This window comes from Streptomyces sp. S4.7 (assembly GCF_010384365.1).
GTDB lineage: Bacteria > Actinomycetota > Actinomycetes > Streptomycetales > Streptomycetaceae > Streptomyces.
This window is the reverse complement of record NZ_CP048397.1, coordinates 5,631,437-5,651,958: the sequence shown is the minus strand read 5'-3', so window position 1 is coordinate 5,651,958 and position 20,522 is coordinate 5,631,437. Positions and strand designations below refer to the sequence as shown.

The 20,522-nt window shown below is 69.2% G+C and carries 19 protein-coding genes; 7 read left to right on the top strand and 12 right to left on the bottom strand.

The window, feature by feature from the left end; genetic code table 11:
* Window positions 1-115 precede the first annotated feature (115 nt).
* The gene (gabT, locus tag SSPS47_RS25305) at window positions 116-1,450 is read left to right on the top strand and encodes a 4-aminobutyrate--2-oxoglutarate transaminase (protein ID WP_164252991.1); all 1,335 of its coding nucleotides are present in this window, start codon (window positions 116-118) and stop codon (window positions 1,448-1,450) included.
* A gap of 406 nt (window positions 1,451-1,856) precedes the next feature.
* Here the strand turns inward: gabT and SSPS47_RS36285 are convergent, their stop codons facing one another.
* On the bottom strand, window positions 1,857-1,982 hold the full coding sequence (locus SSPS47_RS36285) for a hypothetical protein (RefSeq protein WP_343234903.1): 126 nt from the start codon (window positions 1,980-1,982) through the stop codon (window positions 1,857-1,859).
* Between the two features lie 54 nt (window positions 1,983-2,036).
* Between SSPS47_RS36285 and SSPS47_RS36280 the strand changes: the two genes are divergently transcribed.
* Window positions 2,037-2,477 carry a phosphatase PAP2 family protein gene (locus SSPS47_RS36280; protein WP_343234902.1) on the top strand — a complete coding sequence of 147 codons (441 nt, stop codon included), beginning with the start codon at window positions 2,037-2,039 and terminating at the stop codon, window positions 2,475-2,477.
* Between the two features lie 28 nt (window positions 2,478-2,505).
* On the opposite strand, the gene SSPS47_RS25295 is transcribed toward SSPS47_RS36280, so the two are convergent.
* From SSPS47_RS25295 to SSPS47_RS25260, 8 genes are all read right to left on the bottom strand, one after another.
* Complete coding sequence (locus SSPS47_RS25295; protein ID WP_164252989.1) at window positions 2,506-4,332, bottom strand: glycoside hydrolase family 18 protein; 1,827 nt, start codon at window positions 4,330-4,332, stop codon at window positions 2,506-2,508.
* Between the two features lie 162 nt (window positions 4,333-4,494).
* A complete protein-coding gene (locus tag SSPS47_RS25290) occupies window positions 4,495-5,016 on the bottom strand; it encodes a hypothetical protein (protein WP_164254977.1) in 522 nt (173 codons plus the stop codon).
* A gap of 148 nt (window positions 5,017-5,164) precedes the next feature.
* Window positions 5,165-6,580 carry an FAD-dependent oxidoreductase gene (locus tag SSPS47_RS25285; RefSeq protein WP_164252988.1) on the bottom strand — a complete coding sequence of 472 codons (1,416 nt, stop codon included), beginning with the start codon at window positions 6,578-6,580 and terminating at the stop codon, window positions 5,165-5,167.
* Between the two features lie 25 nt (window positions 6,581-6,605).
* A complete protein-coding gene (locus SSPS47_RS25280; RefSeq protein ID WP_147878236.1) occupies window positions 6,606-7,400 on the bottom strand; it encodes an ABC transporter permease in 795 nt (264 codons plus the stop codon).
* The gene (locus tag SSPS47_RS25275; RefSeq protein ID WP_164252987.1) at window positions 7,400-8,335 is read right to left on the bottom strand and encodes an ABC transporter permease; all 936 of its coding nucleotides are present in this window, start codon (window positions 8,333-8,335) and stop codon (window positions 7,400-7,402) included. Before SSPS47_RS25275 ends, SSPS47_RS25280 begins: the two co-directional genes overlap by 1 nt.
* Window positions 8,332-9,498 (bottom strand): ABC transporter ATP-binding protein, encoded by a 1,167-nt coding sequence (locus tag SSPS47_RS25270; RefSeq protein WP_164252986.1) that lies wholly within the window; start codon window positions 9,496-9,498, stop codon window positions 8,332-8,334. Before SSPS47_RS25270 ends, SSPS47_RS25275 begins: the two co-directional genes overlap by 4 nt.
* 106 nt (window positions 9,499-9,604) lie before the next feature.
* A complete protein-coding gene (locus tag SSPS47_RS25265) occupies window positions 9,605-10,852 on the bottom strand; it encodes a spermidine/putrescine ABC transporter substrate-binding protein (RefSeq protein ID WP_164252985.1) in 1,248 nt (415 codons plus the stop codon).
* 38 nt (window positions 10,853-10,890) lie between these two features.
* A complete protein-coding gene (locus SSPS47_RS25260) occupies window positions 10,891-12,456 on the bottom strand; it encodes a gamma-aminobutyraldehyde dehydrogenase (protein ID WP_164252984.1) in 1,566 nt (521 codons plus the stop codon).
* Window positions 12,457-12,680: 224 nt separating this feature from the next.
* Between SSPS47_RS25260 and SSPS47_RS25255 the strand changes: the two genes are divergently transcribed.
* A complete protein-coding gene (locus SSPS47_RS25255) occupies window positions 12,681-13,241 on the top strand; it encodes an NADAR family protein (protein ID WP_164254975.1) in 561 nt (186 codons plus the stop codon).
* Between the two features lie 67 nt (window positions 13,242-13,308).
* Here the strand turns inward: SSPS47_RS25255 and SSPS47_RS25250 are convergent, their stop codons facing one another.
* Window positions 13,309-14,040 (bottom strand): DUF4190 domain-containing protein, encoded by a 732-nt coding sequence (locus tag SSPS47_RS25250; protein WP_164252983.1) that lies wholly within the window; start codon window positions 14,038-14,040, stop codon window positions 13,309-13,311.
* A gap of 161 nt (window positions 14,041-14,201) precedes the next feature.
* Here SSPS47_RS25250 and SSPS47_RS25245 point away from each other — a divergent pair, with 161 nt between their 5' ends.
* Window positions 14,202-15,227 carry an adenosine deaminase gene (locus tag SSPS47_RS25245; protein WP_164252982.1) on the top strand — a complete coding sequence of 342 codons (1,026 nt, stop codon included), beginning with the start codon at window positions 14,202-14,204 and terminating at the stop codon, window positions 15,225-15,227.
* 41 nt (window positions 15,228-15,268) lie between these two features.
* On the top strand, window positions 15,269-15,982 hold the full coding sequence (locus SSPS47_RS25240) for a glycerophosphodiester phosphodiesterase (protein WP_164254973.1): 714 nt from the start codon (window positions 15,269-15,271) through the stop codon (window positions 15,980-15,982).
* A gap of 114 nt (window positions 15,983-16,096) precedes the next feature.
* Here the strand turns inward: SSPS47_RS25240 and SSPS47_RS25235 are convergent, their stop codons facing one another.
* On the bottom strand, window positions 16,097-16,642 hold the full coding sequence (locus SSPS47_RS25235; protein ID WP_164252981.1) for an HXXEE domain-containing protein: 546 nt from the start codon (window positions 16,640-16,642) through the stop codon (window positions 16,097-16,099).
* 192 nt (window positions 16,643-16,834) lie between these two features.
* Window positions 16,835-18,283: a gamma-aminobutyraldehyde dehydrogenase gene (locus SSPS47_RS25230; RefSeq protein WP_164252980.1), complete on the bottom strand. Its 1,449-nt coding sequence runs from the start codon at window positions 18,281-18,283 to the stop codon at window positions 16,835-16,837.
* A 175-nt stretch (window positions 18,284-18,458) separates the two neighbouring features.
* Here SSPS47_RS25230 and SSPS47_RS25225 point away from each other — a divergent pair, with 175 nt between their 5' ends.
* Together SSPS47_RS25225 and SSPS47_RS25220 are read left to right on the top strand one after the other, a co-directional pair.
* Window positions 18,459-18,971 (top strand): Lrp/AsnC family transcriptional regulator, encoded by a 513-nt coding sequence (locus SSPS47_RS25225; RefSeq protein WP_147878245.1) that lies wholly within the window; start codon window positions 18,459-18,461, stop codon window positions 18,969-18,971.
* Window positions 18,956-20,335 carry an aspartate aminotransferase family protein gene (locus SSPS47_RS25220; RefSeq protein ID WP_147878246.1) on the top strand — a complete coding sequence of 460 codons (1,380 nt, stop codon included), beginning with the start codon at window positions 18,956-18,958 and terminating at the stop codon, window positions 20,333-20,335. The genes SSPS47_RS25225 and SSPS47_RS25220 overlap by 16 nt, the downstream gene beginning before the upstream one ends.
* The last annotated feature ends 187 nt before the right edge of the window (window positions 20,336-20,522 follow it).

The following is a 20,522-nucleotide window of genomic DNA, read 5'->3' as shown; positions in this document are numbered from 1 at the left end:
CGCTACTCCCGAACGGCGCATGCCCGCCGCCCTCCTCCGCCCCTAGCCTGCGAAGTGAAGGCAGATGCGAGAACGCGAGACACGTAGCGTCCGGAACCACCCCCAGGAGCCCCTCATGACCGCAATCCCGCAGGAGCGGCGCGTCGTCACCGCGATCCCCGGCCCCAAGTCACTGGAGCTGCAGAACCGCCGTACCGCCACGGTCGCCGCCGGCGTGGGGTCCGTGATGCCCGTCTTCGCCGCCCGCGCGAGTGGCGGCGTCGTCGAGGACGTGGACGGCAACAGTTTCATCGACTTCGGATCCGGCATCGCCGTGACGTCCGTCGGTTCCTCGGCGGAGGCCGTCGTACGCCGCGCCACCGCCCAGCTCGCCGACTTCACCCACACCTGTTTCATGGTCACGCCGTACGAGGGCTACGTGGAGGTCTGTGAGCAGCTCGCCGAGCTGACCCCGGGCGACCACGCCAAGAAGTCCGCGTTGTTCAACTCGGGCGCCGAGGCCGTCGAGAACGCCGTGAAGATCGCCCGCTCCTACACCAAGCGGCAGGCGGTCGTGGTCTTCGACCACGGTTATCACGGCCGTACGAACCTCACGATGGCGCTGACGTCGAAGAACATGCCGTACAAGAACGGCTTCGGTCCGTTCGCCCCGGAGATCTACCGCGTCCCCGTGGCGTACGGCTACCGCTGGCCGACCGGCCCGGAGAATGCCGGCGCCGAGGCCTCCGCCCAGGCCATCGACGAGATCAGCAAGCAGGTCGGCGCGGAGAACGTCGCGGCGATCGTCATCGAGCCGCTGCTCGGCGAGGGTGGCTTCATCGAGCCGGCGAAGGGCTTCCTCCCCGCGATCGCGAAGTTCGCCAAGGACAACGGCATCGTCTTCGTGGCCGACGAGATCCAGTCCGGTTTCTGCCGGACGGGGCAGTGGTTCGCGTGCGAGGACGAGGGCGTCGTACCGGACCTGATCACCACGGCGAAGGGCATCGCGGGCGGCCTGCCGCTCGCCGCCGTCACGGGCCGTGCGGAGATCATGGACGCCCCGCACTCGGGCGGCCTCGGCGGTACGTACGGCGGAAACCCGGTGGCCTGCGCCGCCGCGCTCGGTGCGATCGAGACAATGCGCGAGCTCGACCTCGTCTCGAAGGCCAGGCGCATCGAGGAGATCATGAAGCCTCGTCTCAAGGAGATGGCCGAGAAGTTCGACGTCATCGGCGACGTACGGGGCCGCGGCGCGATGCTCGCGCTCGAACTGGTCAAGGACCGGGACACCAAGGAACCGAACCCGGAGGCGACGGCAGCGCTGGCCAAGGCGTGCCACATGGAAGGGCTGTTGGTGCTCACCACCGGCACGTACAGCAACGTGCTCCGCTTCCTGCCGCCGCTGGTGATCGGTGAGGACCTCCTTACGGAAGGCCTGGACATTCTGGAGCAGGCGCTCGCCGGACTCTGACCGCCTGTCGGGGCCGCCTCCGTACGGAAGGCTCCACCGCCCCATACGGTGCGGGTCACGGGGAGGGGCCTGTGAAGAAGCTGTGCGGGGCCGATGGCGGGTTCACCTTCCCGCTGTCGGACCTCACGGCCCTGACGTACGGTTTCGGCAGATGAAAGAAACACCCCGCTCGCAGGAGACTGCGGGCGATCCCACGGCGGCGCGTCCCCAGCCCCGTCTTGGCCGCGTCTTCGGGCGCGCTGGAGCATCCAGCTCCGGAATTCCTCACCGATCGGACGGCCGCCCGCCCCAAACCCCCCGGGGCGCGCGGCGACCCGGTCCCGGCGGCCGTCTCGGAACTACCCCCCCTGTTCCGGGGCGGCCGACATTCCTTTCCGGGCGCTTCGGCTCCGTCGGTCCCTTCGGATCACTCCTTCCTTTCGGGGCGTTCGCCCTCTGTGCCGTTCTCTTCGCACTCGTCACCTGGCAGGTCGTCGCCGGTGGCCCGCTCCGTGACGCCGACGAGCACCTGGGCCGTACGGCCTTCAGGCACGGCCCCGCCTGGCTGACGGAGTCCCTCGCCGATCTCGGCGGGCTGCCGGTCGCCGTGCCCGTTCTGGCCGTCGCGGTCGGCTACGCGGCCTGGCGGGGGCACAGTGCGCGAGCGGCGGCGGTCGCGCTGGCCATGGTCGCCGTTCCGGTACTCGTCATGCCGCTCAAGCTGTGGACCGACCGCACGGGGCCGCTCACGGTCGACTCCGGTTACTACCCGTCGGGTCACACGGCGACGGCGATGGTCGTCTACTGCGGGGCCGCGCTGCTGCTGAGGCCCCTGACGGGGCACCGTACGGGGCGCGCGTGGGCGATGCCCGTCGCCGTGGTGCTCAGTGCGGCGACGGGCATCGGACTCGTTCTACGTGGCTACCACTGGCCGTTGGACGTCCTCGGCAGCTGGCTGCTCTGCGGCATGCTGCTGGTCCTGTTGGTGGCGGCCCTGCGGTGGATCGACAACCGCGGGGCCGCCGGCACGGGGGCGGGCGACAAGTAGGACGCGGGGGCAGATCGGCTCGTCCGGTTCAGCCTCCGAAGTAGGCGTCGAAGTTCCGCGAGAACTCCCACTGGTTGAAGCGGTCCCAGTTGATCGACCACGTCATCAGCCCACGCAGCGCGGGCCACGTTCCGTGTGTCTGGTACGACCCGCAGTTGGTCTTCTTCGTCAGGCAGTCCAGGGCCTTGTTCACCTCTGACGGTGTGGTGTGGCCGTTGCCCGCCTGCGTCGACGCCGGGAGCCCGATCGCCACCTGGCCCGGGTCCAGCGCCGGGAAGACCTTGGTGGTGTCACCGGCGACCGGGAAACCGGTGAGCAGCATGTCGGTCATCGCGATGTGGAAGTCGGCGCCGCCCATCGAGTGGTACTGGTTGTCCAGCCCCATGATCGGCCCGGAGTTGTAGTCCTGGACGTGCAGCAGGGTGAGGTCGTCGCGCAGGGCGTGGATGACGGGGAGGTACGCCCCGGCGCGCGGGTCCTGGCCGCCCCAGGGGCCGGATCCGTAGAACTGGTAGCCGAGCTGCACGAAGAACGTCTCGGGCGCCATGGTGAGGACGAAGTCCGCCCCGTACTTGGCCTTGAGGCTCTTCACGGCGGAGATCAGGTTGACGATGACGGGGCTGGTGGGGTTGCGGAAGTCGGTGTCGCCGTTGTTGAGGGAGAGCGAGTGGCCCTCGAAGTCGATGTCGAGACCGTCGAGACCGTACTCGTCGATGATCTTGGATACGGAGCTGACGAAGGCGTCACGCGCGGCGGTCGAGGCGAGCTGCACCTGACCGTTCTGGCCGCCTATGGAGATCAGGACCTTCTTGCCCGCGGCCTGCTTGGCCTTGATGGCGGCCTCGAACTCGGCGGGGGATTCGACGTTCGGGCACTCGGCGACGGGGCAGAGGCTGAAGCGGATGTCGCCCGAGGTGACCGATGTCGGTTCGCCGAAGGCGAGGTTGATGACGTCCCACGAGGCGGGCACGTCGGACATGCGGGTGTAGCCGGAGCCGTTGGCGAAGCTGGAGTGGAGGTAGCCGACCAGGGCGTGGGCGGGCAGGTCCGCCCCGGTTCCGCCTCCGCCGCCGGCCTGGGTGGTGGCGGTGATGGCCAAGGAGCGCGCGGAGCGGCCCGCGGCGTTGGTGGCCGATACCTGGAAGCTGTAGGCGGTCGCCGGGCCGAGTCCGGTGACGGTGGTCGCCGTGCCGGTGACATTCACGTCCGGGGCGCCGTCACGGTGCACCGTGTAGCCGGTCGCGCCCGCGACGGGGGACCAGGCGAGGCCGACCGACGACGCGGTGACCGCGGAGGCTCTGAGCCCCGCGGGGACGGCGGGCGGCTGCCCCGTCTCCCCTCCGGGCCCGACGAGACCGAGATCGTCGACGTGGTAGGCGGGGGTGCCGTACCAGCCGTTCGTGTAGAGGGTCACGGACGTGGTGGCCGGGCCGGTGCGGAACGAGGTGGTCAGTTTCTGCCAACTCGGCGCGGACGGGGTCCAGGTCGATACGTCCGTGGTGCCGGTGCCCGCGGCTCCGAGGTAGACGTAGCTTCCCTGGACCCAGGCGCTCAGCGTGTACGCGGAGTCTGGCCGGACCGTGACGGTCTGGGTGCATTTCGCGTTGTCGCTGCCCGCCGGAGTGGCCTTCAGCGCGGAGGTGCCGCCGTGAACGGGGGTGCTGACGATCACGCCGCTGCCGCCCGTACAGCTCCAGCCGGTGAGGCCGGATTCGAAGCCGCCGTTGGTGGCGACGTCCACGTCGGCCGCGCGCGCCGTCTCGGCGGACACGACGAGACCACCTGCGGTGAGTACGGCCGCCGCGAGCGCGGCCACGAATCTGAGGTACCGAGAAGGTCGTCTGTTGCGTTTCACAACTGCCTCCGGGCGGGGCGGATTTGAGTGACCGAGCCGGGCACAACATGGTCCAGACCAATCAGCTTGTCAAGACCTCTGGCGCCCAGGTGCTCCGATCCCCCTGGTGCCCGGTGCTCCGACGGGGCCGGGCTCGCCACCCCAGTCCAGAGCCCTCAGCGCTCAGCCCTCGCGACCGCCGCCCCCGCCTCGGCCGCCCACGCCGCCCGCACCGCCGCCACCGGCATCCCCCGCGATCCCGGCCGCCGCCTCGTGCATCGCGAGTTCGAGCAGCAGCGGATCGGCGAGCGTGCCGGAGCCGTCGGGCGGCACCAGCCAGCGGACACCGCCGCCGGTTCGCCCCGGATAAGGGACGACGATCCAGGTCCCGTCTCCCGCCCCCCGTACCCCCGTACCGATCCAGCGGGCGACGGTGCCCGGCGGCACGAAGAACCCGAGGCGCGCGTCGCCGAAATCGGCCAGGACGGGGCCGGGCCGGTCCACGAGCCGGGTCATCACGTCGAGCGTCGGGTACCCCAGCCCACCGGGGAGGATCAGGACGTCCCAGCGCTTCCCGGCGGGCAGGAGAGTGACCCCGTGCGGGTCCAGCTCCCATTCCGAGCGGCAGGCGTCGGGATCCGGCGCCACCGACGCCAGCCACTCCAGCGCGGTCCTCGCCCCCGGGTGGGCCCCCGAGTCAGTCATCATGCGGCCTCCGCTCCACGTTGTCGGACAGTGCGTCCACAGAGGGAGAGGAAGGCCGCGCCGGATCATTACGCGAGTTCGGGGCGACAGTTGGTGGTGATGTGGATCACATCACCACGGTCACCACGGGGCCACGCCAGGTTGAGCGTCAGCTGTCGAAGCCCAGCCCCACCCGGTCCATCGCCTTCAACCACAGATTGCGCCGTCCGCCCCTGGCGTCCGCGCGGGCGAGCGACCACTTGGTGAGCCCGATACCGGCCCACGCGGCCGGCTCAGGCGGGAACGGCACCGGCTTCGTCCTGACCATCTCCAGCCCCGTCCGCTCCGTCCGCTCCCCCGCGAGCAGATCGAGCATCACATCGGCGCCGAAGCGCGTCGCGCCCACGCCGAGGCCGGTGTACCCGGCGGCGTACGCGACCCGCCCTCCGTGCGCCGTACCGAAGAAGGCGGAGAACCGTGAGCAGGTGTCGATGGCCCCGCCCCACGCGTGGCTGAACCGCAGGCCCTCCAACTGAGGGAAGCACTCGAAGAAGTGCGCGGCGAGCTTGAGGTAGGTCTCCGGCCGGTGGTCGAGGGCGGGGTCGATGCGCCCTCCGTACGGATAGATCGCGTCGTAGCCGCCCCACAGGATGCGGTTGTCCGCGGTGATCCGGAAGTAGTGGAACCGGTTGGCGCCGTCGCTGAGCCCCTGCCGCTTCTTCCAGCCGAGGGCGCCGAGCTGGTCCTCCGTAAGAGGCTCGGTCGTCAGCGCGTAGTCGTAGACGGGCACCGTGTACGGCCGCACGCGCCGCACCAGGGACGGGAAGACGTTCGTGCCGAGCGCGACGTGGCGGGCCATGACGCGCCCGTACGGCGTGCGGACGGCCGTACCGGCACCGGAGCGGGCCAGTTCGAGACCGGGCGTGTTCTCGTAGATCCGTACACCGAGGTCCAGACAGGTCCGCTTCAGCCCCCACGCGAGCCTGGCCGGGTTCAGCATGGCGACGCCGCGCCGGTCCCACAGGCCGCCCAGGAACGTCGGCGAGTCGACCTCCGCGCGGACCGCCTCGGCGTCCAGGAGGTCCAGACCGGTGAGGCCGGCCGCGGTCGCCTTGTGGTACAGCTCTCGCAGATCCCCGAGCTGGTGCGGCTCCGTGGCGACGGCGATGTCACCGGTGCGCTCGAAGTCGCAGTCGATGGCGTAGCGCTCGACCGCCGACTCGATGCCGTCGAGATTGCGCTCGCCGAGCGCCTCCAGCCTCCGCAGCTCGCCGGGCCAGCGCCCGAGCCCGTTGGCGAGGCCGTGGGTGAGGGAGGCGGAGCAGAAGCCGCCGTTACGGCCGGAGGCGGCCCAGCCCACCTCACGGCCCTCGATCAGGACGATGTCGCGGCGTGGGTCGCGCTCCTTGGCGAGGAGCGCGGTCCACAGACCGCTGTAGCCGCCGCCGACGACGAGCAGGTCGCAGCGTTCGTCGCCCGCGAGCGCGGGCACCGTGCCCGGCCTGCCGGGATCGTCGAGCCAGTAGGCGACGGGCTGCGCGTCGGTGAGTGAGGCGGCGGCTGTACGCATGGCTCCAGGGGCCATGTCTTCCATCTCCTTCGGGTCCTGCTCAGGGTGTCGCGGCCTTCTTGCGCCGGTTACCGACCAGTTGGCCGCCGATCACCATCAGTACCGCGACGGCGAACATCGCGGTCCCGATGACGTTGATCTGCACCGGCGTGCCGCGCTGTGCCGATCCCCAGACGAACATGGGGAAGGTGACGGACGAACCGGCGTTGAAGTTGGTGATGATGAAGTCGTCGAACGACAGGGCGAAGGCGAGCAGCGCGCCCGCCGCGATGCCCGGTGCCGCGATCGGCAGGGTGACCCGTACAAAGGTCTGCACCGGCCCCGCGTACAGGTCACGCGCCGCTTCCTCGAGCTTCGGATCCATGGACATGACCCTGGCCTTGACGGCCGTCACCACGAAGCTGAGGCAGAACATGATGTGGGCGATGAGGACGGTCCAGAAGCCCAACTCCGCCCCCATGTTCAGGAACAGGGTCAGCAGCGAGGCGGCCATCACGACCTCGGGCATCGCCATCGGCAGGAAGATCAGCGAGTTGATCGCCCCGCGCGCCCGGAAGCGGTAGCGCACCAGCGCGAAGGCGATCATGGTGCCGAGGACGGTGGCCCCGATCGTCGCCCAGACGGCGATCTGGAACGAGAGCGTCAGCGACCCGCAGAGGTCCGCGACGCCGCACGGGTCCTTCCAGGCGTCCAGCGAGAACGTCTGCCAGGCGTAGTTGAACCGCCCCTTCGGCTTGTTGAAGGAGAACACCATCACGACGAGGTTCGGAAGGATCATGTACGCGAGCGTGAGCAGGCCCGCGACGACGACCACATTGCGTCGGATCCAGCGCATCAGACCAGGTCCTCCGTCCCTGAACGGCGGATGTAGACGGTGACCACGACCAGCACGACCGCCATGAGGATGAACGAGAGAGCCGCCGCCGTCGGGTAGTCGAGCACGCGTAGGAACTGGCTCTGGATCACGCTGCCGACCATCTTGGTGTCGGTGGAACCGAGCAGCTCCGCGTTGACGTAGTCGCCGCTCGCCGGGATGAAGGTGAGCAGCGTGCCGGAGACGATGCCCGGCATGGACAGCGGGACGGTAACCTTCCGGAGGGTCGTCAGCGGCCTCGCGTAGAGGTCTCCGGCCGCCTCGTGCAGCCGTCCGTCGATCCGCTCCAGCGACGTGTAGAGCGGCAGGATCATGAACGGCAGGAAGTTGTACGTGAGGCCGCAGACGACGGCCATGGGCGTGGCCAGGACGCGGTCGTCGGCCGTCCAGCCGAGCCAACTGGTGACATCCAGCACCCGGAGGGTGTCCAACGCCCCGACCACGGCGCCGTCGTCCGCCAGGATCGTCTTCCAGGCGAGCGTACGGATCAGGAAGCTCGTGAAGAACGGGGCGATGACGAGGACCAGCAGGAGGTTGCGCCAGCGGCCGGCCTTGAACGCGATGAGGTACGCCAGCGGGTAGCCGAGCAGCAGGCACAGGACGGTGGCGGTGCCCGCGTACAGCAGGGAGCGCACGAACTGCGGGTAGTACTCCTGGAGCGCGTCCCAGTAGGTCTGGAAGTGCCAGGTGACCTCGAAGCCCTTCTCCAGGGAGCCCGTCTGTACGGAGGTCGACGCCTGGTAGACCATCGGCAGCGCGAAGAAGACCAGCAGCCACAGGATGCCGGGCAGCAGCAGCCAGTACGGGACGAGGCGTTTACGGCGCGGAACCTTGCGTACTGCCGCGTCGGTGACCGGTGGTGTGGGTGGCGCCGGTGGTGCTGCCGTGGCGGTCACGCCCCCTCCTCGTCCACCGTCTTGACGCCCGCGTCGATGTCCTGGTCCGCGTCGAGCCCGAAGGTGTGCGCGGGGTTCCAGTGCAGGACCACCTCGGCCCCCGGAGCGAGCCGGCCGTCGCGCTCGATGTTCTGCGCGTACACCTCCAACTCCGCGCATACGGGGCTGTCGATGACGTACTGGGTCGAGACCCCGATGAAGCTGGAGTCGACGATGCGCCCGGTGATCCGGTTGCGGCCCGCGGGGATGGAGCCCTCGTCGTCCGCGTGCGCGAGGGAGATCTTCTCGGGGCGCACCCCGACGAGCAGCCGCCCGCCGTCCGTCACCCGCGCCGTACAGCGGTCGGCGGGCAGCCTCAGTTTCACGCCCGCCGACGTCACCACCAGCTCGTCGCCGGTCCGCTCCGCGACATCGGCCTCGATGAGGTTGGAGGTGCCGAGGAAGTTGGCGACGAAGGTGGTCTGCGGATTCTCGTACAGCTCCGCCGGTGCGCCGAGTTGCTCGACCCGCCCCGCGTTCATCACGGCGACCGTGTCGGCCATCGTCATGGCCTCCTCCTGGTCGTGCGTGACATGCACGAAGGTGATGCCGACCTCCGTCTGGATGCGCTTGAGCTCAAGCTGCATCTGGCGGCGCAGCTTGAGGTCGAGCGCGCCGAGGGGCTCGTCGAGCAGCAGCACCTTCGGATGGTTGATGAGCGCGCGGGCCACGGCGACGCGCTGCTGTTGCCCGCCGGAGAGCTGGTGCGGCTTGCGCTTCGCGTAGTCACCGAGCTGTACGAGGTCGAGCATGTCGCCGACCTGCTTCTTCACCGACTTGACGCCCCGACGGCGCAGGCCGAAGGCGACGTTCTCGTAGATGTCGAGGTGCGGGAAGAGCGCGTAGCTCTGGAAGACGGTGTTGACGGGGCGCTTGTGCGGCGGCAGACCGGTGACGTCCCGGTCGCCGAGGAAGACCGATCCGGTGGTCGGGTCCTCCAGGCCGGCGATCATCCGCAGCGTGGTGGTCTTGCCGCAGCCCGAGGCGCCGAGGAGGGCGAAGAAGGAGCCTTCGGGGACGGTGAGGTCGAGGGGCTTCACGGCGTGGAAGGAGCCGTACGACTTGCTTATCCCGGTGAGGCGGACGTCGTCGCCGCCCCGGTCGGTGGATGCGGTCTCAGTCATGGGTAACGATCCCGGGGGCTTGGGAGGAGAGGAACGGAGCGGACGGGGCCTCTGGGACCCCTGCCGCGTACGACCAGGTGGTCCGGTGAGCCGGTGAGCCGGTGGCCTAGGCGCCGATGAGCTTGGCGAACTTCTCTTCGTACGCCGTCTCTTCCTCACTGCTCAGTGAGCGGAAGGCGTGGGACTTCGAGGCCATCGCCGCGTCCGGGAGGATCAGCGGATTGGACGCCATCGACTCGTCGATCTTCGCGAGCTCCGGACGGACGCCCTCGACGGGGCAGACGTAGTTGATGTACGCCGCGAGCTGCGCGGCGACGGGGAGCTCGTAGTAGTGGTCGATGAGCTTCTCGGCGTTGGTCTTGTGCCGTGCCTTCGCCGGTACCAGCAGATTGTCGCTGGAGATCATGTAACCGGTCTCCGGGATGGCGAACTGGACGTCCGGATTGTCCGCCTGGAGCTGCACGATGTCACCGGCCCAGGCGACGCACGCCGCGATGTCGCCCTTGCTGAGGTCCGCCGTGTAGTCGTTGCCGGTGAAGCGGCGGATCTGCTTCTTGTCGACGGCCTTCTGAATACGGGCGACGGCGCCGTCGAAGTCGTCGTCGGAGAACGACGCCGGGTCCTTGCCCATGTCGAGCAGCGTCAGTCCGATGGAGTCGCGCATCTCGGAGAGGAACGACACCCGCCCCTTGAGGTCCGGGTCGTCGAGCAACTGCGACACGGACTCGATCTTGCGGCCCCCCGTCGCCTTGGTGTTGTAGGCGATCACGGAGGGGATACCGGTCCACGGATAGGTGTAGGCGCGCCCCGGATCCCAGTCGGGCAAGCGGAACTGCTGGGAGAGATTCGCGTACGCGTGGGGCAGGTTGGCGGGATCGAGCTTCTGCGCCCAGCCGAGCCGGATGATGCGGGCGGCGAGCCAGTCGGTGACGCAGATCAGATCGCGCCCCGTGTCCTGGCCGGCCGCGAGCTGCGGCTGGATCTTGCCGAAGAACTCGACGTTGTCGTTGATGTCCGCCGTGTACTTCACCTGGATCCCGGTGCGCTTCGTGAACGCCTCCAGGGTGGGATAGCCCTTCTCGTTCTCGCCGACGTCCATGTACTCGGTCCAGTTGGAGAAGACGACGCGCTTCTCCTTCGCCGAGTGATCGGTGGACGCGAGGCCGTCACCCTCCCTCTTCGCGGGCGGGATCCCGCAGGCGGCGAGACCTGCCACGCCGCCGATGGTCAGCGCCCCGGCGCCGGTGGCACGCAGCAGCGAACGGCGGCTGAGCGCACCTCTGCCGTTGCTGAGGCTGCGACGCGTCGCGGCTATCTGGGCCGCCGAGAGACGGTCGGGCTCGTACTGCTCCATGGGCGGTGCCCTTTCGGGTGAGGAGAGGGTGAGGAGAGTTAGAGACGGTCCCCGAAGATCGTGCGGTGCCAGTCCTTCCTGACGGCCGCGGTGTTGTCGTACATCACATGCTTGACCTGTGTGTACTCCTCGAACGAGTACGCCGACATGTCTTTTCCGTAACCACTCGACTTGTAGCCGCCGTGCGGCATCTCGCTGATGATCGGGATGTGGTCGTTCACCCAGACACAGCCGGCCTTGATCTCGCGGGTGGCACGCCCCGTGCGGTACACGTCGCGGCTCCAGACGGATGCCGCGAGGCCGTAAGGGGTGTCGTTGGCGAGACGGATGCCCTCGTCGTCGGAGTCGAAGGGCAGGACGACCAGGACGGGGCCGAAGATCTCCGACTGGACGATCTCGCTGTCCTGGGGGGCGTCCACGACGAGGGTGGGCCGGTAGTACGCGCCGTCGGCGAGGGCGGCGCGCACCGTGTGGCCGCCCTCCAGGGCGTGGCCGTGCGGACCGTCGCTGTCCGGCGCGCCGCCGCCGGTGACGACGCGGGCGTATGCGCGCGCCCGGTCGACGATGCCGGCGACCCGGTCGCGGTGCGCGTGCGAGATCAGCGGCCCCATATCGGTCGACGGGGCGAACGGGTCGCCGAGGCGCACCGTCTCCATCAGCGCCGCGACGGCGCTCACGAAGGCGTCGTAGAGCGGACGCTGGACGTAGGCGCGGGTGGCGGCCGTACAGTCCTGCCCCGTGTTGATGAGCGAGCCCGCGACGGCGCCCTGGACGGCTGCCTCCAGGTCGGCGTCGTCGAAGACCAGGAACGGGGCCTTGCCGCCGAGTTCCAGATGGAGCCGCTTGACGGTGGACGTGGCGATCTCGGCGACGCGCTTGCCGACGGCGGTGGAGCCCGTGAAGGAGGTCATGGCGACGTCGGGGTGGCCCACGAGGCGCTCCCCCGCGTCGGCGCCCGCCCCGTTGACGATGTTGATCACACCGTCGGGGATGCCCGCCTCCTGTGCGGCCTGGGCGAACATCAGTGAGGTGAAGGGCGTCAGTTCGGAGGGCTTGAGCACGATCGTGTTGCCCGCGGCGACCGCCGGAAGAATCTTCCAGGCGGCCATCTGCAGCGGATAGTTCCAGGGAGCGATGGAGCCGATCACGCCTATCGGCTCACGTCGTACGTAGGAGGTGTGGTCGCCGCTGTACTCCCCCGCGGACGCGCCTTCCAGATGACGGGCCGCGCCCGCGAAGAAGGCGGCGTTGTCGACGGTTCCCGGAACGTCGAACTCCGTGGAGAGCTTGATGGGCTTGCCGCACTGCGCCGACTCGGCCTCCGCGAATTCCGTGGCCCGATCGGCGAGTACGGCGGCGAAACGGTGCAGTGCGTCGGAACGCTCCCCCACAGTGGCGCCGGCCCAGCCCGGATACGCCGCGAGCGCCGCGGCGACGGCCGCGTCGACGTCGGCCGCGCCCGCCAGTTCGTACGTGAGCAGTTCCTCGCCCGTCGCAGGGTCGACCACAGCGTGCGTGCGGCCCGAGGTGCCGTGACGCAGCCGCCCGTCGATGAACTGCGCACCGTCCGCGAAACGCTCCCGTGCGGGGAAGCGGTTGCCCATGGCGCCCTCCGTGTTCCGGCTGTCGTCGCTCCAGTCGTTCCGACGCCGTGGTTGTTGTTCTGGCTCGAATTGAGTGCCGATACTGACAGAGCGCGGGGCGTCCAACAAGTGATTCCGTTGTTGCCTTTTGGTTACGCGACGGAATCGGTTGACCATGTGTCGCTGCAACGGCTCGATCGGCACACGGACTGTCAGTGGTGACTGCCAGACTCGCGTGCATGGGGATGATCACGGTTGCCGAGCTGATCGACCGTACGGGTCGCGGCGAGAGGCTCAACTATCTGCACTTCTGGGGGCACGCCCCGCGGCGGGACGGCGTCATCGGCGCCAGCTGTCTCAGCCAGTGGTGGCCGTCACCGTTCACGGTCGAGGGGGTGGAGTACGCGACGGCGGAGCACTGGATGATGGCGGCCAAGGCCCGGCTCTTCGACGACAAGGAGGCCGAGCGAAAGGCTCTGACCGCTTCCGCTCCGGCGTCGGCGAAGAAGGCCGGGCGGCTGGTGCGGGGGTTCGACGAGGCCGTGTGGGAGCGCGAGCGGTCCGGCATCGTCGTGGAAGGCAGCGTCCACAAGTTCCGGCAGGACGCCCGACTGCGCGAGTACCTGCTGGGCACCGGCGACCGGGTCCTCGTCGAGGCCAGCCCGATGGACCGGATCTGGGGCATCGGACTGGCCGCGGATGACGAGAGGGCGCTGGATCCGGCGCGCTGGCGCGGGATCAATCTGCTGGGCTTCGCCCTGATGGAGGCGCGTGAACGGCTCCGCGCGGAGGCGGCGGGCGCCTGACGTCGCGCCGTCGCCCGCCGACTGCCTCATCGACCGCCGGAGCGGGGCGTGTCAGGTTCTGATGGGATCAGCGGTCGGAGTCCACGAGAAGCATGGCGGAGTAGCCGTCGGTGCCGCTGTCGTAGTCGTAGTCGTTGTTGTCATCGTTGATCGCGTCGGTGATGCCCCAGACGATCAGTCCGATGACGACCGCGCCGATGACGATGCCGATGGTGCCCATGATGATTCCGGAGAGCGCCTGACCACCGTTGGTGGCCTCACCCCGCTCGGCGCGCTTCCTGCCGACGACGCCGAAGATCACGGCGAGGACGCCCAGGACGATGCCCACGATGCCGTACAGGCAGAACAGACAGATGGAGAGGATCCCGAGCGTCATCGCCGCGACGCCCATGCCGTTCGCCGGGCCGGCCTGCCAGCCGCCCTGGCCGTACCCCGGATAGCCGGGGTGTCCCGGGTATCCGGGATAGGAGGAGCCCGGGTACGGGGTGGCCGCCACGGGCGCGCTCGGGTAGCCGTACGGACCGGAAGTCGTCGGGGCCGGCCCCCCGGGGGCTATCGGTGGCGGCGGTACGGCTCCCGAGACGGGCCCGGCGCCCGTGGCGCCGACGGCGCCCGGCTGGGGCCCCGCAATGGGCATCGACGTGACGGTCGACTGGTCATGAAGAGGCGTGACCGGCGGCTGGTCCTGGACGGGGTTCGACGCCTGCGCGAGCTTGTCCAACGGCACCCGGCGCTCCGGCGGCGCCCACGGATCGCTCGGCTCGTTGGCGCCCGGTGGCTGCGGGCTGCTGTCTGACATGGTCCTCCCCCATCGTGATTCCGTCATGCTAAGGCCTCTGCCGAGCGCGCCGTCCGCCCCGCCTACGATGGCCACCGACCGGTAAAGCCCTGGGCAGGGGGACGTCCTGCCCGGCGGACGGCGACACCCTTTCCGCCGCCGCTCAGTACGCGGAGGACCCGATGACCGACCTTCATCCCTTCATCGCAGGGCTGCCCAAGGCCGAACTGCATGTCCATCACGTCGGCTCGGCCTCGCCCCGTATCGTGTCCGAACTGGCGGCCAGGCACCCCGAATCCAAGGTACCGACCGACCCCGAGGCGCTGGCCGACCACTTCGTCTTCACCGATTTCGCGCACTTCATCGACGTCTACCTCTCCGTCGTGGATCTGCTCCGTACCCCGGAGGACGTCCGGCTGCTGACGTTCGAGATCGCCCGCGACATGGCCCGGCAGAACATCCGCTACGCCGAGCTGACGATCACGCCCTTCAGCTCGACCCGGCGCGGCATCCCCGCCGAGGCGTTCATGGAGGCGATCGAGGACGCCCGCAAGTCGGCCGAGGCCGAGTTCGGCGTCGTACTGCGATGGTGCTTCGACATCCCCGGCGAGGCCGGTCTGGAGGCCGCGGACGAGACTCTGCGGCTCGCCGTCGATCTCCGCCCCGAGGGTCTGGTGTCCTTCGGTCTCGGTGGGCCGGAAGTGGGCGTACCGCGGCCCCAGTTCAAGCCCCACTTCGACCGGGCGATCGCCGAGGGACTGCACTCCGTACCGCACGCCGGTGAGACGACGGGGCCCGGAACGGTGTGGGACGCGCTCAAGGAACTGCGCGCCGAACGGATCGGTCACGGCATCAGCTCCGCCCAGGACGCGGAGTTGATGGCGTACCTCGCCGAGAACCGCATCCCTCTGGAGGTCTGCCCCACCTCCAACATCGCCACGCGGGCGGTCACCGACCTCGAACTGCACCCGATCAGGACGCTGGTCTCCGCGGGCGTACTCGTGACGGTCAACAGCGACGACCCGCCCATGTTCGGCACCGACCTCAACAAGGAGTACGCCGTCGCGGCGCGGCTGCTGGAGCTGGACGAGCGGGGGGTGGCGGGGCTCTCGAAGAGCGCCGTCGAGGCGTCGTTCCTCGACCAGGCCGGCAAGAACCGGCTGACCGCCGAGATCGACACGTACACCGCGCAGTGGCTCGCCAGGTGACGGCCGCACGGGGCGCCGCGGGCGGTGTCGGCGACGCGCTGCTGCGCTCCGTCGTGGCCGTCGGGCACCGAGGAGATCCGTACCGCGTCCGCGAGAACACCCTTCCCTCGGTCCGATCCGCCCTGGAACGGGGCGCGGACGCCGTCGAGATCGACGTACGCGTCACGCGCGACGGGGTGCCCGTCCTGCTGCACGACTCCTCGCTGAAACGGCTCTGGGGGCATGACGGGGCGCTCGCGGACGTCACTCACGCCGAGCTGCGCACCCTGACACGCGGCGGTGTGCCGGCGCTTCAGGAGGTGTTGCTGGCGCCGGAGCCGGTGGCGACCGCGCGCCTGATGATCGATCTGCCCAGCGCCACGGCGGCGACGGTGCGCGCGGTGGTCGGGACGGTGCGCGAATGCGGCGCGGCGGATCGGGTGTACTACTGCGCGGGCGCCGACGCGATGCTCGCCGTGCGCGACGCCGACCCGGCCGCCGAGATCGCGATGACGTGGCAGTCGTTGTCCCCGCCACGCCCCGTACTGCTCGAAGCGGTACGGCCTCGCTGGCTCAACTACCGCTTCGGCCTGGTGAGCCGGGAACTGACCGAGCGGGTCCACCGCGACGGGCTGCTGGTCTCCGCCTGGACGGCGGACACGGGGCGGAGCATGCGGCGCCTGGTGGGGGCGGGAGTCGACTCGATCACCACCAACCGCATCGACACGCTCGCGAAGCTGCTGCGCGCCGGTCGACCGGACCGGCCGGAGGCATAGGGACGACGGGGCGGGGGCCCGGGTGGCGGGGGCCGGACGGGGCGGGCCCCGCCGCCGAGGGCTCGGCTTCCCGGGCCCCCTGCTCGCCGCAACTGCCACGAACGGGGCCCGAGTTCAGCGACCCCCGACCACCCTGCGGGCGACGGCGTGCGAGGCCGCGGTGGCGCCCGCGGCCACGGCCAGCCCCAACGCGACGTCGCGCGCCCGCGCCGGCTTCAGCACCCCGGCCCGCCGCAGCCGCCCCCGCGCCCACAGCGTGAACGGCACCACGCTCAGCGGCGACGTGACGGATCCGGGCGTGTATCCCCGTACGGCGGCGGCCTGGGCCAGGTGCACCAGAACGTGCAGTCCGAATCCGTCCAGCGCCCCCTGGTAGAAGCCGGACCGGCCTCCCGTACGGTGCCCCGCGACGGCCGCGGAGCCCACGAAGCCGGCCATCGCCCCCACGGCCACGGCGAACTCACGCGGCCCCACAGCGGCCATGGCACTCCACACCGGCTCCGGCGCGCCGGGGAACCGCTCCCGCAGTACGGGCAGGTTCTCGCTGATCCAGCGGGGCCCGGTGGCCAGTTCCTCGGCATCGTGCAGAGCCCAGGCCGCCAGCAGCCCCAGAGTCACGGCGGGGCCCACCCGTTCGCCGTGCACGTGTATGTGGGTCATGTTCGCGACCTTCTCAGAAACGGTCCACAAAGGACGGGACGGGGCACGGACCACCAGTGTGTCCGTGCCCCGCCCCGGAGAAAGTAACTCGGGCGACGTTGCCACGAGTTGACGAGTCGAGGAGCCGAGGTGTCAACAGGCCCGTCCCGTCGCGGCGACGGCCCGTCGATCCGACGTGTCAGCCCTCGAACCTCACGCGTCGAGCGATGTCATCACATGCTTGATACGCGTGTAGTCGTCGAAGCCGTACGCCGACAGGTCCTTGCCGTAGCCCGACTGCTTGAAGCCGCCGTGCGGCATCTCCGCGACCAGCATGATGTGCGTGTTGATCCACACACAGCCGAAGTCCAGGTTCTTGGACATGCGCATCGCGCGCCCGTGATCCTTCGTCCACACCGAGGACGCGAGGGCGAACTCGACCCCGTTCGCGTACTCCAGCGCCTGCGCCTCGTCCGAGAACGACTGGACCGTGATGACCGGCCCGAACACCTCGTTCTGGATGATCTCGTCGTCCTGCTTCAGCCCCGAGACGACGGTCGGCGCGTAGAAGTACCCCTTGTCGCCGACCCGGTGACCGCCCGCCTCGACCTTGGCATGGGCCGGCAGCCGCTCGATGAAGCCCGAGACGTGCTTCAGCTGGTTGGCGTTGTTCAGCGGCCCGTACAGCGCGTCCTCGTCGTCGGGAGCACCGGTCCTGGTGCCGGCGGCGGCCTTGGCCAGCTCGGTCACGAACTCGTCGTGGATCGACTCGTGCACCAGGACCCGGCACGCCGCCGTACAGTCCTGCCCGGCGTTGAAGTAGCCGGCCACCGAGATCTCCTCGACGGCCTTGGCGATCGCCTCGCTGTCGAGGTCCTCGAAGACCACGACGGGCGCCTTGCCGCCCAGCTCCAGATGCACCCGCTTGAGATCCCTGGAAGCGGACTCGGCGACCTGCATCCCCGCCCGTACGGAGCCGGTGATCGAGACCATCGCCGGGGTCGCGTGCTCGACCATCGTGCGCCCGCTGTCGCGGTCGCCGCAGATGACGTTGAAGACGCCCTTGGGCGCGATCGCGCCGATGATCTCCGCCATCAGCAGTGTGGAGGCGGGGGTGGTGTCCGACGGCTTCAGTACGACGGTGTTGCCCGCTGCGAGCGCCGGGGCGAACTTCCAGACGGCCATCATCATCGGGTAGTTCCACGGCGCGACCTGCGCACAGACGCCGACAGGCTCACGCCGCACGATGGAGGTGAAACCGTCCATGTACTCGCCGGCCGAGCGGCCTTCGAGCATCCGCGCCGCACCCGCGAAGAAGCGGATCTGGTCCACCATCGGCGGGATCTCTTCGGTGCGGGTCAGCTCCAGCGGCTTGCCGGTGTTCTCCGACTCGGCGGCGATCAGGTCCTCGGCGCGCTCCTCGATCGCGTCCGCGATCTTGAGCATCACCTTCTGGCGCTCGGCCGGGGTGGTGTCGCGCCAGGCGGGGAACGCCGCGGCGGCGGCCTCCATGGCGGCGTCGACGTCGGCCTGGCCGGAAAGCGGGGACGTGGCGTAGGCCTCGCCCGTGGACGGGTTGACCACCTCGATGGCCCGTCCGTCGGCCGCGTCCCGGAACTCCCCGTTGATGTAGTTACGCAGACGGCGCAGCTCGGTGGTCACTGCCACCCCTCCTTACAGAAGTCATGCCGGATGTCCGATGGGTGAGACACCCCACCTTAAGCGTTCTGCTGACGCTTTCGACAGACCCGACCCCTCCCAACTTCGGATTCAGTCATATTCCGACCCTGTCACAACGAATTTCATCGATCGAGGGTTGCGAGACAGACGAGTCGCGGTGCACAGTGAGCGCGTGGCCAGTCGTAGCGCAGACCCCAGGAACGGGCACGGAAACGGATCGTCGCCGGCGATCGACTCCGTGTCCCTCGCGATCATCGAACAGCTTCAGGAGGACGGACGGCGCCCCTACGCCGCGATCGGCAAGGCCGTCGGCCTCTCCGAGGCGGCCGTACGCCAGCGCGTCCAGAAGCTGCTCGACCAAGGGGTCATGCAGATTGTTGCCGTGACGGACCCACTGACCGTCGGTTTCCTGCGCCAGGCGATGGTCGGCATCAACGTCGAGGGCGACCTCGACTCCGTGGCCGACGCGCTCACGGAGATGGCCGAGTGCGAGTACGTGGTGATGACCGCGGGCTCCTTCGACCTGATGGTGGAGGTCGTCTGCGAGGACGACGACCACCTCCTGAACGTCATCAACAAACGGATCCGCGCGCTCCCCGGCGTGCGCTCCACCGAGAGCTTCGTCTACCTCAAGTTGAAGAAGCAGACCTACATGTGGGGAACCCGATAGCCGTGAGCAAGGACCTCTCCAAAACCGCTTACGACCACCTGTGGATGCATTTCACCCGCATGTCGTCGTACGAGAACGCACCCGTGCCCACCATCGTGCGTGGTGAGGGCACCTACATCTACGACGACAAGGGCAAGCGCTACCTGGACGGCCTCTCCGGCCTGTTCGTGGTCAACGCGGGCCACGGGCGCCACGAGTTGGCCGAGACCGCCTACAAGCAGGCTCAGGAGCTCGCCTTCTTCCCCGTGTGGTCCTACGCCCACCCCAAGGCGGTCGAGCTCGCCGAGCGGCTGGCCCACTACGCGCCCGGGGACCTCAACAAGGTCTTCTTCACCACCGGCGGCGGCGAGGCGGTCGAGACCGCCTGGAAGCTCGCCAAGCAGTACTTCAAGCTGAAGGGCAAGCCGACCAAGTACAAGGTCATCTCGCGCGCCGTCGCCTACCACGGCACGCCGCAGGGAGCGCTGTCCATCACCGGGCTGCCGGCCCTGAAGGCACCGTTCGAGCCGCTGGTCCCCGGCGCCCACAAGGTGCCGAACACCAACATCTACCGCGCCCCGCTCCACGGCGACGACCCGGAGGCCTTCGGCCGCTGGGCCGCGGACCAGATCGAACAGCAGATCCTCTTCGAGGGCGCGGACACGGTCGCCGCCGTCTTCCTGGAGCCGGTGCAGAACGCCGGTGGCTGCTTCCCGCCCCCGCCGGGTTACTTCCAGCGGGTCCGCGAGATCTGCGACCAGTACGACGTGCTGCTCGTCTCGGACGAGGTCATCTGTGCGTTCGGCCGGCTCGGCAAGATGTTCGCCTGCGACAAGTTCGGCTACGTACCGGACATGATCACCTGCGCCAAGGGCATGACCTCGGGCTACTCACCGATCGGCGCCTGCATCATCTCCGACCGTCTCGCCGAGCCCTTCTACGAAGGTGACAACACCTTCCTGCACGGCTACACCTTCGGCGGTCACCCGGTCTCGGCGGCCGTCGGCCTGGCCAACCTCGACATCTTCGAGCGTGAGGGTCTCAACCAGCATGTGCTGGACAACGAGGACGCCTTCTTCTCGACGCTGCGCAAGCTCCACGACCTGCCGATAGTCGGCGACGTACGGGGCAACGGCTTCTTCTACGGCATCGAGCTCGTCAAGGACAAGGTCACCAAGGAGTCGTTCACGGACGAGGAGACCGAGCGCGTCCTGTACGGCTTCCTCTCCAAGGCTCTGTACGAGAACGGGCTGTACTGCCGCGCCGACGACCGCGGCGACCCGGTCGTACAGCTGGCGCCGCCGCTGATCTCCGACCAGTCGACGTTCGACGAGATCGAGCAGATCCTGCGCACGGTGCTGACGGAGGCCTGGACGAAGCTCTGACGCCCGCGGCGTACGCCACCTTCCTGGTGGCGTACGCCGCCCCGCAGGTGCCTTGCCCGCGCCTGATCCGCATGACGGCCCGGGTGCCCCCGTTCGAGTGCAAAGGGGGGCACCCGGGCCGCGTGCTGTCCGCGCACCTCGTTCCCGATCCTTACGGTGCATTGACCGATCGGCTTCGCCTTCGTTC